The organism is Pseudomonas sp. NFPP28 (genome assembly GCF_900115535.1).
GTDB classification, from domain to species: domain Bacteria; phylum Pseudomonadota; class Gammaproteobacteria; order Pseudomonadales; family Pseudomonadaceae; genus Aquipseudomonas; species Aquipseudomonas extremorientalis.
On sequence record NZ_FOWT01000007.1, the window covers coordinates 166,456 to 179,850 of the forward strand.

Annotated in this window: 14 protein-coding genes; 1 reads left to right on the plus strand and 13 read right to left on the minus strand. The window is 61.1% G+C overall.

The genetic code is table 11. The features are described 5' to 3' along the window. Window positions 1–11 precede the first annotated feature (11 nt). The 7 genes from BM110_RS19165 to flhA all read right to left on the minus strand — a co-directional run bounded on the left by BM110_RS19165 (window position 12) and on the right by flhA (window position 8,696). On the minus strand, window positions 12–2,213 hold the full coding sequence (locus BM110_RS19165; RefSeq protein ID WP_071489814.1) for a chemotaxis protein CheA: 2,202 nt from the start codon (window positions 2,211–2,213) through the stop codon (window positions 12–14). 11 nt (window positions 2,214–2,224) lie between these two features. Beyond that, a complete protein-coding gene (locus BM110_RS19170; RefSeq protein ID WP_058427225.1) occupies window positions 2,225–3,013 on the minus strand; it encodes a protein phosphatase CheZ in 789 nt (262 codons plus the stop codon). Window positions 3,014–3,031: 18 nt separating this feature from the next. Continuing rightward, a complete protein-coding gene (locus BM110_RS19175) occupies window positions 3,032–3,406 on the minus strand; it encodes a chemotaxis response regulator CheY (RefSeq protein WP_015885173.1) in 375 nt (124 codons plus the stop codon). Between the two features lie 169 nt (window positions 3,407–3,575). Further along, window positions 3,576–4,316 (minus strand): RNA polymerase sigma factor FliA, encoded by a 741-nt coding sequence (gene fliA / locus BM110_RS19180; RefSeq protein ID WP_016976604.1) that lies wholly within the window; start codon window positions 4,314–4,316, stop codon window positions 3,576–3,578. Then, a complete protein-coding gene (gene fleN / locus BM110_RS19185) occupies window positions 4,313–5,146 on the minus strand; it encodes a flagellar synthesis regulator FleN (RefSeq protein WP_003192912.1) in 834 nt (277 codons plus the stop codon). The genes fliA and fleN overlap by 4 nt, the downstream gene beginning before the upstream one ends. Window positions 5,147–5,252: 106 nt before the next feature. Then, complete coding sequence (flhF, locus tag BM110_RS19190; RefSeq protein ID WP_071489815.1) at window positions 5,253–6,569, minus strand: flagellar biosynthesis GTPase FlhF; 1,317 nt, start codon at window positions 6,567–6,569, stop codon at window positions 5,253–5,255. A 12-nt stretch (window positions 6,570–6,581) separates the two neighbouring features. Continuing rightward, a complete protein-coding gene (gene flhA / locus BM110_RS19195; RefSeq protein ID WP_219731804.1) occupies window positions 6,582–8,696 on the minus strand; it encodes a flagellar biosynthesis protein FlhA in 2,115 nt (704 codons plus the stop codon). Between the two features lie 506 nt (window positions 8,697–9,202). Between flhA and BM110_RS29905 the strand changes: the two genes are divergently transcribed. Then, entirely contained in the window at window positions 9,203–9,388 is a 186-nt protein-coding gene (locus tag BM110_RS29905; RefSeq protein WP_371914797.1) for a DUF6124 family protein, read from the plus strand. A 44-nt stretch (window positions 9,389–9,432) separates the two neighbouring features. Here BM110_RS29905 and BM110_RS19200 read toward each other — a convergent pair whose 3' ends face one another. The 6 genes from BM110_RS19200 to fliO form a co-directional block, all read right to left on the minus strand. Continuing rightward, a complete protein-coding gene (locus BM110_RS19200; RefSeq protein ID WP_093513997.1) occupies window positions 9,433–9,633 on the minus strand; it encodes a cold-shock protein in 201 nt (66 codons plus the stop codon). Between the two features lie 370 nt (window positions 9,634–10,003). Then, window positions 10,004–11,140 carry a flagellar biosynthesis protein FlhB gene (gene flhB / locus BM110_RS19210; protein ID WP_071489819.1) on the minus strand — a complete coding sequence of 379 codons (1,137 nt, stop codon included), beginning with the start codon at window positions 11,138–11,140 and terminating at the stop codon, window positions 10,004–10,006. Window positions 11,141–11,143: 3 nt separating this feature from the next. Then, a complete protein-coding gene (gene fliR, locus BM110_RS19215; RefSeq protein ID WP_071489820.1) occupies window positions 11,144–11,929 on the minus strand; it encodes a flagellar biosynthetic protein FliR in 786 nt (261 codons plus the stop codon). A 4-nt stretch (window positions 11,930–11,933) separates the two neighbouring features. After that, window positions 11,934–12,203 (minus strand): flagellar biosynthesis protein FliQ, encoded by a 270-nt coding sequence (fliQ, locus tag BM110_RS19220; RefSeq protein ID WP_010208761.1) that lies wholly within the window; start codon window positions 12,201–12,203, stop codon window positions 11,934–11,936. A 4-nt stretch (window positions 12,204–12,207) separates the two neighbouring features. Continuing rightward, the gene (fliP, locus tag BM110_RS19225; RefSeq protein ID WP_016976565.1) at window positions 12,208–12,951 is read right to left on the minus strand and encodes a flagellar type III secretion system pore protein FliP; all 744 of its coding nucleotides are present in this window, start codon (window positions 12,949–12,951) and stop codon (window positions 12,208–12,210) included. Continuing rightward, on the minus strand, window positions 12,951–13,394 hold the full coding sequence (gene fliO / locus BM110_RS19230) for a flagellar biosynthetic protein FliO (RefSeq protein WP_093513998.1): 444 nt from the start codon (window positions 13,392–13,394) through the stop codon (window positions 12,951–12,953). The genes fliP and fliO overlap by 1 nt, the downstream gene beginning before the upstream one ends. Window position 13,395 lies beyond the last annotated feature (1 nt).

Here is a 13,395-nt window from a genome sequence, read left to right on the forward strand (position 1 = left end):
CCCCACCAGAATCAAATACGCCGAGCGGCGTAACGCTTGAGCATGCTCGGAACATCGAGAATCAGCGCGATCCGACCGTCACCGGTGATGGTCGCACCCGACATGCCCGGGGTTCCCTGCAGCATTTTGCCCAAAGGCTTGATGACCACTTCTTCCTGGCCAACCAGTTGATCGACGACAAAGCCGATGCGCTGGGTGCCCACGGAGAGAATCACCACATGGCCTTCGCGCTGCTCTTCATGCTTGGCCGATGCCACCAGCCAGCGCTTGAGGTAGAACAGGGGCAATGCCTTGTCGCGCACGATCACCACTTCCTGGCCGTCCACCACGTTGGTGCGCGACAGGTCGAGGTGGAAGATTTCGTTGACGTTGACCAGCGGGAAGGCGAACGCCTGGTTGCCCAGCATCACCATCAGGGTCGGCATGATCGCCAGGGTCAACGGCACCTTGATGACGATCTTGGAGCCCTGGCCCTTGGTCGAGTAGATGTTGATCGAGCCGTTGAGCTGGCTGATCTTGGTCTTCACCACGTCCATGCCGACGCCACGGCCGGACACGTCGGAAATCTCGGTCTTGGTCGAGAAGCCCGGGGCGAAGATCAGGTTGTAGCACTCGGTGTCGGTCAGGCGGTCGGCGGCGTCCTTGTCCATCACGCCGCGCTTGACCGCGATGTTGCGCAATATGGTCGGGTCCATGCCTTTGCCGTCGTCAGTGATCGACAGCAGGATGTGGTCGCCCTCTTGCTCGGCAGCCAGGATCACCTTGCCGTTGCGCGACTTGCCCGAGGCTTCGCGCTCTTCCGGGGTTTCCACGCCGTGGTCCACGGCGTTGCGCACCAAGTGGACCAGCGGGTCGGCGAGGGCCTCGACCAGGTTCTTGTCGAGGTCGGTTTCTTCGCCCACCAGTTCCAGGTTGATTTCTTTCTTCAGCTGACGCGCGAGGTCGCGAACCAGGCGCGGGAAGCGCCCGAAGACTTTCTTGATCGGCTGCATCCGCGTTTTCATCACGGCGGTCTGCAGGTCGGCGGTCACCACGTCGAGGTTCGACACGGCCTTCTGCATGGCTTCATCGCCGCTGCTCAGGCCCAGGCGCACCAGGCGGTTACGCACCAGTACCAGTTCGCCGACCATGTTCATGATGTCGTCCAGGCGCGCGGTATCCACCCGCACGGTGGTCTCGGCTTCACTGGCAGGCTTCTCGGCTGCCGGTGCCGGGGCGGCGCGCGCCGGAGCAGGTGCGGCGGCCGGGGCCGGTGCTGGCTTGGCGGCTGGAGCAGGCGCAGCGGCCTTGGCGGCGGCCGGTGCAGCTGTCGCAACCGCAGCGGCCGGGGCCACTTCACTGAACTTGCCCTTGCCGTGCAATTCGTCCAGCAGGGATTCGAACTCGTGATCGGAGATCAGCCCATCGCCCGCAGGAGCGGCACTGGCAGCAGCCGGTGCCGCAGCCGTGGCGGCGACTTCCGGCAAGGCGTCGGCCGCGAAGGTGCCCTTGCCATGCAGTTGGTCGAGCAATGCCTCGAATTCATCGTCGGTAATATCGGTGCTGGCGCTGGCCGCCGGTGCATCCGCAGCCGCAGCGGCGGGTGCCACGGCGTCGGCCGCGAACTGGCCTTTGCCATGCAACTGGTCGAGCAGCGATTCGAACTCAGCGTCGGTGATGTCTTCGCTGGTCGGTGCGGCGACCGGCGCGGCCGGTGCTTGCGCCTCGGCCTTGACGGCACTGAGGGAGTTGAGCAGCTGTTCGAATTCGCTGTCGGTCACATCCGGTTCGGCCTCAACCACAGGCTCCGGCGCGGCTTCAACCACCGGTGCGGCCGACGTGTCGGCAGGCTCCGCATAGCGCGCCAGGGCGGCCAGCAGTTCCGGGGTCGCCGCCGTGATCGGGGCACGCTCACGCACCTCGCTGAACATGCCGTTGACCGCATCCAGTGCTTCGAGAATCACGTCCATCAACTCCGAATCAACGTGACGCTCACCCTTGCGCAGGATGTCGAACACGTTCTCGGCGATGTGGCAGCACTCCACCAGCTCATGGAGCTGGAGGAAGCCGGCGCCCCCTTTTACAGTGTGAAAACCGCGAAAAATTGCATTGAGCAGGTTCGCATCATCCGGTCGGCTTTCCAGCTCGACCAGTTGCTCGGACAACTGCTCTAAAATTTCGCCGGCCTCTACAAGGAAATCCTGAAGGATTTCTTCATCGGCGCCGAAGCTCATGTGGGTGCTCCTTAGAAGCCTAAACTGGATAACAGGTCATCGACATCATCTTGACCCGATACAACGTCTTCACGTTTATCGGCATGAATCTGCGGACCTTCACCCTTGGCGAGATGTTTTTGTGGATCTTTTTCCGAGAGGATCGCTTCGCGGTCATGTTCGATGCCAGCGAAACGGTCAACCTGGCCTGCCATAAGCACCAATTTGAGCAAGTTGCTTTCCACTTCGGTGACCAACTGGGTCACACGCTTGATCACCTGACCGGTGAGGTCCTGGTAATCCTGGGCCAGCAGAATGTCGTTGAGGTTGCTGGAAACCGTACGGTTTTCCTGCTCGCTGCGTGACAGGAAACCGTCGACCCGACGCGCCAACTCGCGAAACTCCTCGGCCCCCACTTCCCGGCGCATGAAGCGGCCCCAGTCGTGGCTCAGGGCCTGGGCTTCAGTGGCCATGCCGTTGACCAGGGGCGTGGCGTTTTCCACCAGGTCCATGGTGCGGTTGGCCGCCGCCTCAGTCAGCCTGACCACATAGGACAGGCGTTCGGTGGCATCGGTGATTTGCGAGATTTCTTCGGCCTGGGGCATGTGCGGGTCAATCTGGAAATTGACGATCGCACTGTGCAGCTCGCGTGTGAGCTTGCCCACTTCCTGGTACAGGCCGCGGTCACGGGTCTGGTTGAGCTCATGGATTAACTGCACCGCGTCGCCGAACTGGCCTCTTTCAAGGCTGTCGACCAACTGGTGAGCATGCTTTTTCAGGGTCGACTCGAAGTCTCCCTGTGACGTTTCTTTATGCTCCATAGCTCCCCCGCGATGGCATTAGCCGTGGATGCGTTCGAAGATTTTTTCGATCTTCTCTTTCAAGGCCAATGCCGTGAATGGCTTGACCACGTAACCGTTGACCCCGGCCTGGGCGGCTTCGATGATCTGCTCACGCTTGGCTTCGGCGGTGACCATCAGCACAGGCAGGCTGCGCAGCTTTTCGTCAGCGCGCACGTGGCGCAGCAAGTCGATACCGGTCATGCCCGGCATGTTCCAGTCTGTTACCAGAAAGTCGATGCTCCCGCTGTTGAGGATCGGAATGGCCGTAATGCCGTCATCCGCCTCGACCGTGTTTGTGAACCCAAGGTCACGCAACAGGTTTTTTATGATCCGCCGCATCGTTGAGAAGTCATCAACGATGAGGATTTTCATGTTCTTGTCCAATTCGACCTCCAAGCAGTCTTAAACGCGCCCAGCACCTGGACGCGCCATTTCAATCAACAGGCATTACACAAAAAGGACTGCCGGGGGCACCACGGGTCGAACCCGCGAAGGCCGGTTGCCCTCGCGGTATCGTCTGCAGTGTCCCCACACTGCCTGTTCAGCGCGCTCGCCACTCTCCCAAACGCCCCCGCAAGCGGGCTGCGCACTGGCTGTGCAACTGGCTGACCCGCGATTCGCTGACACCCAGGACCTCACCGATTTCCTTGAGGTTCAGCTCTTCGTCGTAGTACAGCGCCAACACCAGCCGCTCACGCTCCGGCAAATTGGCAATCGCGTCCGCCAACGCTCCCTGGAAACGCTCATCTTCCAGGTCACGCGATGGCTCCATATGAGCACTCGCGCCGTCCTCGTGCAGCCCTTCATGTTCGCCGTCCTGCAACAGGTCGTCGAAACTGAACAGGCGGCTGCCCAAGGTATCGTTCAAAATCCCGTAGTAATCGTCGAGACTCAATTGGAGTTCGGCCGCAACTTCGTGATCTTTAGCGTCGCGACCGGTTTTTGCTTCAATTGCGCGAATTGCGTCACTGACCATGCGTGTGTTGCGGTGTACCGAACGCGGCGCCCAGTCACCTTTGCGCACTTCATCGAGCATCGCGCCACGGATGCGGATGCCCGCATACGTCTCGAAACTCGCCCCCTTGCTCGCGTCGTATTTGGTCGACACTTCGAGCAGGCCGATCATGCCCGCCTGGATCAGGTCTTCGACCTGCACGCTGGCGGGCAGGCGTGCCAGCAGGTGATAGGCAATGCGCTTGACCAGGGGCGCGTAGCGCTCGATCAACTCGCCCTGGCTGTCACGGGCAGACTTCTTGTAAGCGTTGTAGCCGGTCGCTGTCATAGCACGGGTCCTGCGCTCGTCTGATGCACCAATCGCTCGACGAAAAACTCCAGATGCCCCCGGGGGTTGGCGGGCAACGGCCAGGTATCGACCTTCTGGGCAATAGCCTTGAACGCCAGAGCACACTTGGAACGAGGGAATGCTTCGTAGACTGCACGCTGCTTTTGCACAGCCTTGCGCACACACTCGTCGTAGGGAACTGCGCCGACGTATTGTAAGGCGACATCGAGGAAACGATCCGTGACCTTGGTCAACTTGGCGAACAGGTTGCGCCCTTCCTGCGGACTCTGGGCCATGTTGGCCAGGACGCGGAAGCGGTTCATGCCGTAATCACGGTTAAGCAGTTTGATCAGGGCGTAGGCGTCGGTGATCGAGGTGGGTTCATCGCAGACCACCAGCAACACTTCCTGCGCGGCGCGCACGAAGCTGACCACGGATTCGCCGATCCCGGCGGCGGTGTCGATTACCAGCACGTCGAGGTTGTCGCCGATGTCACTGAAGGCCTGGATCAGGCCGGCATGCTGCGCCGGGCTCAGGTGCACCATGCTCTGGGTGCCGGAGGCGGCCGGGACGATGCGGATGCCACCGGGCCCTTGCAGCAGCACATCGCGCAGCTCACAACGGCCCTCGATCACATCGGCAAGGGTGTGCTTGGGCGTCAGCCCCAGCAGAACGTCGACGTTCGCCAACCCCAGGTCAGCATCCAGCAGCATGACGCGACGGCCAAGCTCTGCCAGGGCCAGGGACAAATTCACTGACACGTTAGTTTTTCCGACGCCACCTTTGCCGCCGGTCACCGCGATCACCTGTACGGGATGCATGCTGCCCATTTTATTTCTTTACCTTGTCTTGCTTAGACGCAGGCTACATGGCTTGGCCGCGTGAATCGCTTGCAGACCATCGATGTAGATACTTTTCACGGTGTTCATACCGTCCTCAACCTACCCGCTTCGCCGGGTTGTGGTAGAGGTCGGCGAACATATCGGCCATCGCTTCCTCGCTAGGCTCGTCTTGCATTTGCACGCTGACTGCACGGCTGACCAACTGATGACGGCGCGGCAGATGCAGATCATCCGGGATCCGCGGCCCGTCGGTCAGGTAGGCGACCGGCAATTCATGACTGATGGCCAGGCTCAGCACCTCGCCCAGGCTCGCGGTTTCGTCGAGCTTGGTGAGGATGCAACCGGCCAGGCCGCAGCGCTTGTAACTATGATACGCAGCGGTAAGAACCTGTTTCTGGCTGGTGGTTGCAAGCACCAGGTAATTTTTCGACTTGATGCCACGCCCGGCCAGGCTTTCCAACTGCATGCGCAAGGCCGGGTCGCTGGCTTGCAGGCCGGCGGTATCGATCAGCACCACGCGCTTGCGCAGCAGCGGGTCGAGGGCGTTGGCCAGGGACTGGCCCGGGTCGACATGGGTCACCGGCACATTGAGAATGCGGCCCAGGGTCTTGAGCTGCTCCTGGGCACCAATACGGTAGCTGTCCATGCTCACCAGCGCGATATTCTGAGCGCCGTACTTGAGCACGTAACGGGCGGCCAGCTTGGCCAGGGTGGTGGTCTTGCCCATGCCGGCAGGGCCGACCATGGCGATCACACCGCCCTCTTCCAGGGGTTCGATTTCCGGGGTGGCGATCATCCGCGCCAGATGGGCCAGCAACATGCGCCAGGCCTGGCGAGGCTCTTCGATCTCGGTGGTCAAGGCCAGCAGGTCGCGGGACAACGGGCCGGACAGGCCGATGCGTTGCAGGCGGCGCCACAGGTTGGCCTGTTGCGGTTTGCTGCCTTGCAACTGGTTCCAGGCCAGCGAGCCCAACTGCACTTCGAGCAGTTCACGCAAACCGTTGAGTTCAAAGCGCATCGAATCGAACACGCGCTGGTCAACCGCCGCTGCCGGGGCTGGCGCAGCGGGACGCGGCGGCTCTTTGAAGGTCGGCTCAACCAATGGCTCGGCGGCGGTCAGCGGCAGGCCGGCGAACAACTGACGATTGGTGGTGGCATCGCTGTCGCCACGCATGCTCAGTTCAGCCTGGGCCGAGACGATGCGCGAAGCGGTCTTGCGCAGCTCGTCTTCGAGCTCCATGTTCGGCACGCGCGGCGCCAGGGCCGAAGGGGTGTAATCCAGGGCAGCCGTCAGCTCGACACCGCCGGCAATACGACGGTTGCCGATAATCGCGGCGTCGGCGCCCAGCTCATCACGAACCAGTTTCATGGCCTGACGCATATCGGCGGCGAAAAAACGCTTCACTTGCATAACCCACTACCCTCAGCCGTTGGGCCCTACTGTCGCGACGATAGTCACTTGCTTGTTGTCAGGAATTTCCTGATAAGCCAAAACGTGCAAATTCGGTACTGCCAGGCGCCCAAACCGCGACAACATCGCCCGGACCGGGCCTGCCACCAGCAGGATCACCGGTTGGCCTTGCATTTCCTGGCGTTGCGCGGCGTCGATCAACGAACGCTGCAGCTTCTCGGCCATGCTTGGCTCCAGCAGAACGCCCTCTTCCTGGCCTTGTCCTGCCTTCTGAATACTATTGAGCAATATTTGTTCCAACCTGGGTTCCAAGGTGATCACAGGCAGCTCGGAGTCAAGCCCTACAATGCTTTGCACGATTGCACGCGACAATCCGACGCGCACCGCGGCCACCAGCGCGGCAGTATCTTGACTCTTGGCGGCATTGTTGGCGATAGCCTCGGCAATGCTGCGAATGTCGCGCACCGGCACCTGTTCGGCCAGCAACGCCTGCAATACCTTGAGCAACTGGGACAGCGACAGAATGCCCGGCACCAGCTCTTCGGCGAGTTTTGGCGAGGCTTTGCCGAGCAAACCCATCAATTGCTGGACTTCTTCGTGGCCGATCAGCTCGTGGGAGTGCTTGTACAGGATCTGGTTGAGGTGGGTGGCGACCACGGTGCTGGCGTCCACCACGGTGTAACCCAGGGACTGCGCCTGGCTGCGCTGACTGATTTCGATCCATACCGCGTCCAGGCCAAAAGCCGGATCTTTGGCGGTAATGCCGTTGAGGCTGCCGAACACCTGCCCCGGGTTGATTGCCAGCTCGCGGTCCGGGTAGATCTCGGCTTCCGCCAGGATCACGCCCATCAGGGTCAGGCGGTAGGCGCTGGGCGCCAGGTCAAGGTTGTCGCGGATATGCACGGTGGGCATCAGGAAGCCCAGGTCCTGGGACAGCTTCTTGCGCACGCCCTTGATCCGCGCGAGCAATTGACCACCCTGGTTGCGGTCCACCAGCGGAATGAGGCGGTAGCCGACTTCCAGGCCGATCATGTCGATCGGGGTCACGTCATCCCAGCCCAGCTCCTTGGTTTCCTGGGCGCGGGCAGGGGATGGCAGCAGTTCCTGCTGGCGCGCAATCTCCTGCTGGGCCTGGACCTTGACCGCATTCTGCTTTTTCCAGAACAGGTAGGCCGCACCGCCGGCCAGGGCCGCCATGGTCAGGAACGATACGTGGGGCATGCCCGGCACGATGCCCATGATCGCCATGATGCCCGCCGCCACGGCCAGGGCCTTGGGCGAGGCGAACATCTGCCGGCTGATCTGCTTGCCCATGTCTTCGGAGCCCGAAGCACGGGTCACCATGATCGCCGCTGCTGTGGATAACAACAGTGATGGCAATTGCGCCACTAAACCGTCACCGATGGTCAGCAAGGCGTAGACCTTGCCCGCATCGCCGAAGGTCATGCCGTGTTGGAAGATACCGACGGCCATGCCGCCGATGAGGTTGATGAACAGAATCAGCAGGCCGGCGATGGCGTCACCGCGCACGAATTTGCTGGCACCGTCCATGGAGCCGTAGAACTCGGCTTCCTGGGCCACTTCCAGGCGGCGTGTCTTGGCCTGGTTCTGGTCGATCAGGCCGGCGTTGAGGTCGGCGTCGATCGCCATTTGTTTGCCGGGCATGGCGTCGAGGGTAAACCGCGCGCTCACCTCGGAAATCCGCCCGGCACCCTTGGTCACCACCACGAAGTTGATGATCATCAGGATCGCGAACACCACGATACCCACCACGTAGTTACCGCCGATCACCACCTCACCAAAGGCCTGGATCACCTTACCGGCGGCGGCGTGGCCGTCCTGACCGTGGAGCATCACCACGCGGGTGGACGCCACGTTCAGCGCCAGGCGCAGCAAGGTGGCGACCAGCAGGATGGTCGGGAATACCGCAAAATCCAGCGGCCGCAGGGCGTACACGCAGACCAGCAGCACCACGACGGACAGGGCAATGTTGAAGGTAAAGAACACGTCGAGCAGGAACGGCGGCATCGGCAACATCATCATTGCCAGCATCACCAGCAACAACAACGGCACACCCAGATTGCCCCGCGAGAGGTCAGTCAGGGTGCTGCGCGCCGTGCCGAGCATTTGAGAGCGATCCACCAGTATTCCTCGTGTCCTTTGAAGCAAAGTTTTGACGCAGTTGGGCGTCCTGAAGGCGGTATTGCAAGAAGCCTTCCAACTTTTGTTTTGGAACGTCGATCGCTATGAACACTCACGTTTTTTCGGAAAGAACATATTTTAAATGTGGGAGGGGGCTTGCCCCCGATTGCAGCTTGCCAGACTAAGAGTCGGTGACTGACACAACGCCATCGGGGGCAAGCCCCCTCCCACACTTGGATGTGCGCGCAGCCGGTACTACTGGGGAAATTTCCGATAAGGTTTTGCGGTTGCCCCTAGGAAACTCGCTCTCTAGTCTCCGTACACCGCTGCAAACGCAGTGGGCGGGCGTCGCGGCCCGGCTTACCAATGCGCAGAAGCGCCATTGTCCGCTTTCAGTTGACGCCTTTTTATCGTCTACTGTGCGGCCTTATGGTGACTGTGCGCGGGATACCCTCGGGTATGCCGGGTCCATTGGTAACCGGTCCGCGAACCTGCGCACAGCTGCCACTCTCCATCGCGTCGCGGCGATCAGTGGCGGCTCCACTTACATGAGTGACTTTGCCTTCGAGTTGGACCGGACAAAACGCGAAGGTGCGCTGGGCGTAGCGCAGTTGATCGGGCTGGCGAAGCTGCTGGCTGACAGAGTGCTGGAGGACAGCGAGCACTTGATGGCCTGATGGCTGATCGTTCCTGTATCACCCTGCAGGAACGATCATCAAGCTCATAGGACGCGGACGTTCTCGGCCTGAGCGCCTTTGGGCCCTTGCGTAACGTCGAACTCCACTTTTTGGTTCTCTTCAAGCGTCTTGAAACCTTCGCCCTTGATGGCCGAATAATGGACAAAAACATCAACGCCACCTTTTTGGGCAATAAACCCAAAACCCTTCTCCGCGTTAAACCACTTCACCGTGCCTGTTGCCATTACGGTTCTCCTGACATCTCACTCAAGGACTTGTTGGATGACCCTGACATCGCACGCAAAGATACCGTCAGGTCGATGGATCCGCTGAAACACCACCTGCACCCCCACCGCAAGCCGGACGTCCCGCGAACCAATGAGGTCCACCGGAACAGTCTCGCCATCCACGACAATCAAACCCTTTCCAGTTTTCCGGTTATAGGATTTGACGATGCCTCTGGTAAACCGATTCAAAACCACTCTCCCTGCATCTCGTTTACAGCCTGCGCGCAGTGCATAGGGCAATAGAACCGCGAGCAGCGCGCTTTGGCTACTGTGAAGTCTGACAGGTAGACGACAGTTATCGATGAGTGGTAGGCAGGGCGGGAGTACGTCAGGAATCGCGGCGCAAATCCGGCGGAATCGGCAAATCCTTGAGCGGATCCGGGCGCTTGCCTTTGCCGGCGCGGTATTGGCGAATCTGATAGACATACGCCAGCACCTGAGCCACCGCCAGGTACAACCCGGCGGGAATCTCCTGGTCCAGGTCGGTGGAGTAGAAAATCGACCGCGCCAGCTCCGGCGACTCCAGCAACAGGATGTCGTTGGCCACCGCGATCTCGCGGATCTTCAACGCGGTAAAGTCACTGCCCTTGGCCAGCAGCATCGGCGCGCCGCCCTTCTCCGGGTCGTATTTGAGGGCGACGGCATAGTGGGTCGGGTTGGTGATGACCACATCGGCGTCGGGCACCGAGGCCATCATCTTGCGCTGGGACATCTCGCGCTGCAGTTGGCGGATGCGTTGCTTGACCTCGGGGCGCCCTTCCTGGTCCTTGTGCTCGTCGCGCACTTCCTGTTTGGTCATCAACAGTTTCTTGTGGCTTTCCCACAACTGGATCGGCGCATCCACCGCCGCGATGATGATCAGCCCGGCCGCCATCCACAGCGCACTCCAGCCCACCACCTGCACGCTGTGGATGATCGCCGACTCCAGCGGTTCATGGGCAATGAGCAGCAGGTCATCAATGTCGGACGACAGCACCATCAGCGCCACGAACAGGATCAGGATGAACTTGGCCAGCGCCTTGAGCAGCTCCACCAGGGCCTTGGTGGAGAACATGCGCTTGAGCCCGGCGCCAGGGTTCATGCGGCTGAACTTGGGCGCCATGCTGCCGGCAGCGAACAGCCAGCCGCCCAGGGCGACCGGGCCGATCAGTGCGGCGAGCAGCAAGGTGATCAGAATCGGCTGCACCGCCAGGATCGCGATCTTGCCCGAATGCAACAGGTACCGGCCCATGGCGTCAGGGTTGAGCAGCACCTCGCGGGGCAAGGCGAAGTTGTGTTTCATCAACTCCATCAAGTCCAGCGCCAGGCCGCCGCCGTAGATGAGCAACGCGCCGGCACCGGCCATCATGGTGGCGACGGTATTGAGCTCTTTTGAGCGGGCAATCTCGCCCTTTTCCCGGGAGTCCTTTTTACGTTTCTCCGTGGGGTCTTCTGTTTTGTCCTGACCACTCTCGCTCTCGGCCATGGCTCAGCGCGCCCGTGCCAGATCACGTAAGAACTGCAGGGCGTCGGTCGCCAGCGGTTGATACTGATTGAGAATGTCGGCCAGGCCGATCCAGAAAATCCCCATGCCCAATACCAGGGTCAGCGGGAAACCAATCGAGAAGATGTTCAATTGCGGCGCCGCACGAGTCATCACCCCAAAGGCGATGTTGACCACCAGCAATGCGGTGATCGCCGGCAACACCAGCAACAGCGAAGCACCCAATACCCAGCCGAGCCGCCCGACCACCTCCCAGAAGTGATTGACCACCAGCCCCGAGCCTACCGGCAAGGTGATAAAGCTTTCGGTCATCACCTCAAAGGCCACCAGGTGGCCGTTCATGGCCAGGAACAGCAAGGTCACCAGCATGGTCAGGAATTGCCCGATCACCGCCGCCGACACACCGTTGGTAGGGTCGACCATAGAGGCGAAGCCCATGCCCATCTGGATCGAGATGATTTGCCCGGCGATCACAAAGGCCTGGAAGAACAGCGTCAGGGAAAAGCCCATCAGCGCGCCGATCAGGATCTGCTCGGCAATCAGCAGCAACGCACTCAGATCAATGGCATTGACCGGCGGCATCGGCGGCAGCCCAGGCACGATCACCACGGTAATCGCCACCGCAAAGTACAGGCGCACGCGCCGTGGGACGAGTGTGGTGCCGAACACCGGCATGGCCATGAGCATGGCCGTGACCCGGAACAGCGGCAGGATGAAAGACGCCACCCAGGTGCTGATCTGGGTGTCGGTCAACGCCAGCAAGGACTGCATCGGGTCAGCCGATCAACTGCGGAATACTGCCGTACAACTGCAGGATATATTCCATGAAGGTCTGCACCAGCCACGGGCCGGCCACGATCAGAGTGACCAGCATCACCAGCAGGCGCGGCAGGAAGCTCAAGGTCTGTTCGTTGATCTGGGTCGCCGCCTGGAACATCGCCACCAGCAGGCCGACCAACAGGCTCGGCACCACCAGCACGGCGACCATCACGGTGGTCAGCCACAATGCTTCACGGAACAGGTCGACGGCGACTTCTGGCGTCATTGCGCTATACCCCGCCGAAACTGCCGGCCAGGGTGCCGATAATCAGCGCCCAGCCGTCCACCAGCACAAACAGCATGATCTTGAACGGCAGCGAGATGATCAGTGGCGACAGCATCATCATACCCATGGCCATCAGTACGCTCGCCACCACCAGGTCGATGATCAGGAACGGGATAAAGATCATGAAGCCGATCTGGAACGCGGTCTTCAACTCCGACGTGACGAACGCCGGCACCAGGATGGTCAGCGGCGCCTGGTCCGGGGTGGCGATGTCGGTGCGCTTGGACAGGCGCATGAACAGCTCAAGGTCGCTGGAGCGGGTCTGCGACAGCATGAAATCCTTGATCGGACCCTGGGCCTTGTCGATCGCATCCTGGGCGGTCATTTTCTCCGCCAGGTAGGGTTGCAAGGCTTGCTGGTTCACCTTGTCAAACACCGGCGCCATGATGAACAGCGTCAGGAACAGGGCCATGCCGGTGAGGATCTGGTTCGACGGCGTCTGCTGCAGGCCCAGTGCCTGGCGCAGGATCGAGAACACGATGATGATCCGCGTGAAGCTGGTCATCAGCATGACAAACGCCGGGATAAAGCTCAGCGCGGTCATGATCAGCAGGATCTGCAGGCTGACCGAATACTCCTGCGCGCCCGCAGCGTTAGTCCCTAGCGTAATCGCCGGGATCGACAACGGATCGGCGCCGAACGCCAATGGCGCGGCCAGCAACAGCATGAGCGTCAATAAAACGCGCATTACTTCTTATCCTTCTGATCCTTGCCCAGCAACTCCATCAGGCGCTGGGCGAATTCTGGCGTGGCGGACTGGCCCTGATCCACGCTCACCGGGGTCTTGAGCACGTGCAACGGGGTGATGCGGCCGGGGGTGATACCCAACAGGATCTGTTCCTCGCCCACCTGCACCAGCACCAGCCGATCACGCGGGCCGAGGGCGCGCGAACCGATCATCTCGATCACCTGGCCGTTGCCCGGCCCTACGCGCTGCACGCGGCGCATCAGCCAGGCCAGCACGAAAATCAGCCCGACCACCAGCAACAGGCCCAGCACCAGCTGGGTCAATTGTCCGCCGATACCGCTGCTCACCACTGGTGCGACCGCCGCCGTCGCTTGCGCGGCCGGCTCAGCCGCGAGGGCGCTCAATGGCAGCGCCAGAAACAGTCCCGCCATCGAATACTTCATA

Bases quoted from the DNA above. Each gene is read 5' to 3' on its own strand.
- BM110_RS19165 (WP_071489814.1), bottom strand. From the start codon at position 2,213: ATGAGCTTCGGCGCCGATGAAGAAATCCTTCAGGATTTCCTTGTAGAG.
- BM110_RS19170 (WP_058427225.1), bottom strand. From the start codon at position 3,013: ATGGAGCATAAAGAAACGTCACAGGGAGACTTCGAGTCGACCCTGAAA.
- BM110_RS19175 (WP_015885173.1), bottom strand. From the start codon at position 3,406: ATGAAAATCCTCATCGTTGATGACTTCTCAACGATGCGGCGGATCATA.
- fliA (WP_016976604.1), bottom strand. From the start codon at position 4,316: ATGACAGCGACCGGCTACAACGCTTACAAGAAGTCTGCCCGTGACAGC.
- fleN (WP_003192912.1), bottom strand. From the start codon at position 5,146: ATGGGCAGCATGCATCCCGTACAGGTGATCGCGGTGACCGGCGGCAAA.
- flhF (WP_071489815.1), bottom strand. From the start codon at position 6,569: ATGCAAGTGAAGCGTTTTTTCGCCGCCGATATGCGTCAGGCCATGAAA.
- flhA (WP_219731804.1), bottom strand. From the start codon at position 8,696: ATGCTCGGCACGGCGCGCAGCACCCTGACTGACCTCTCGCGGGGCAAT.
- BM110_RS19200 (WP_093513997.1), bottom strand. From the start codon at position 9,633: ATGGCAACAGGCACGGTGAAGTGGTTTAACGCGGAGAAGGGTTTTGGG.
- flhB (WP_071489819.1), bottom strand. From the start codon at position 11,140: ATGGCCGAGAGCGAGAGTGGTCAGGACAAAACAGAAGACCCCACGGAG.
- fliR (WP_071489820.1), bottom strand. From the start codon at position 11,929: ATGCAGTCCTTGCTGGCGTTGACCGACACCCAGATCAGCACCTGGGTG.
- fliQ (WP_010208761.1), bottom strand. From the start codon at position 12,203: ATGACGCCAGAAGTCGCCGTCGACCTGTTCCGTGAAGCATTGTGGCTG.
- fliP (WP_016976565.1), bottom strand. From the start codon at position 12,951: ATGCGCGTTTTATTGACGCTCATGCTGTTGCTGGCCGCGCCATTGGCG.
- fliO (WP_093513998.1), bottom strand. From the start codon at position 13,394: ATGAAGTATTCGATGGCGGGACTGTTTCTGGCGCTGCCATTGAGCGCC.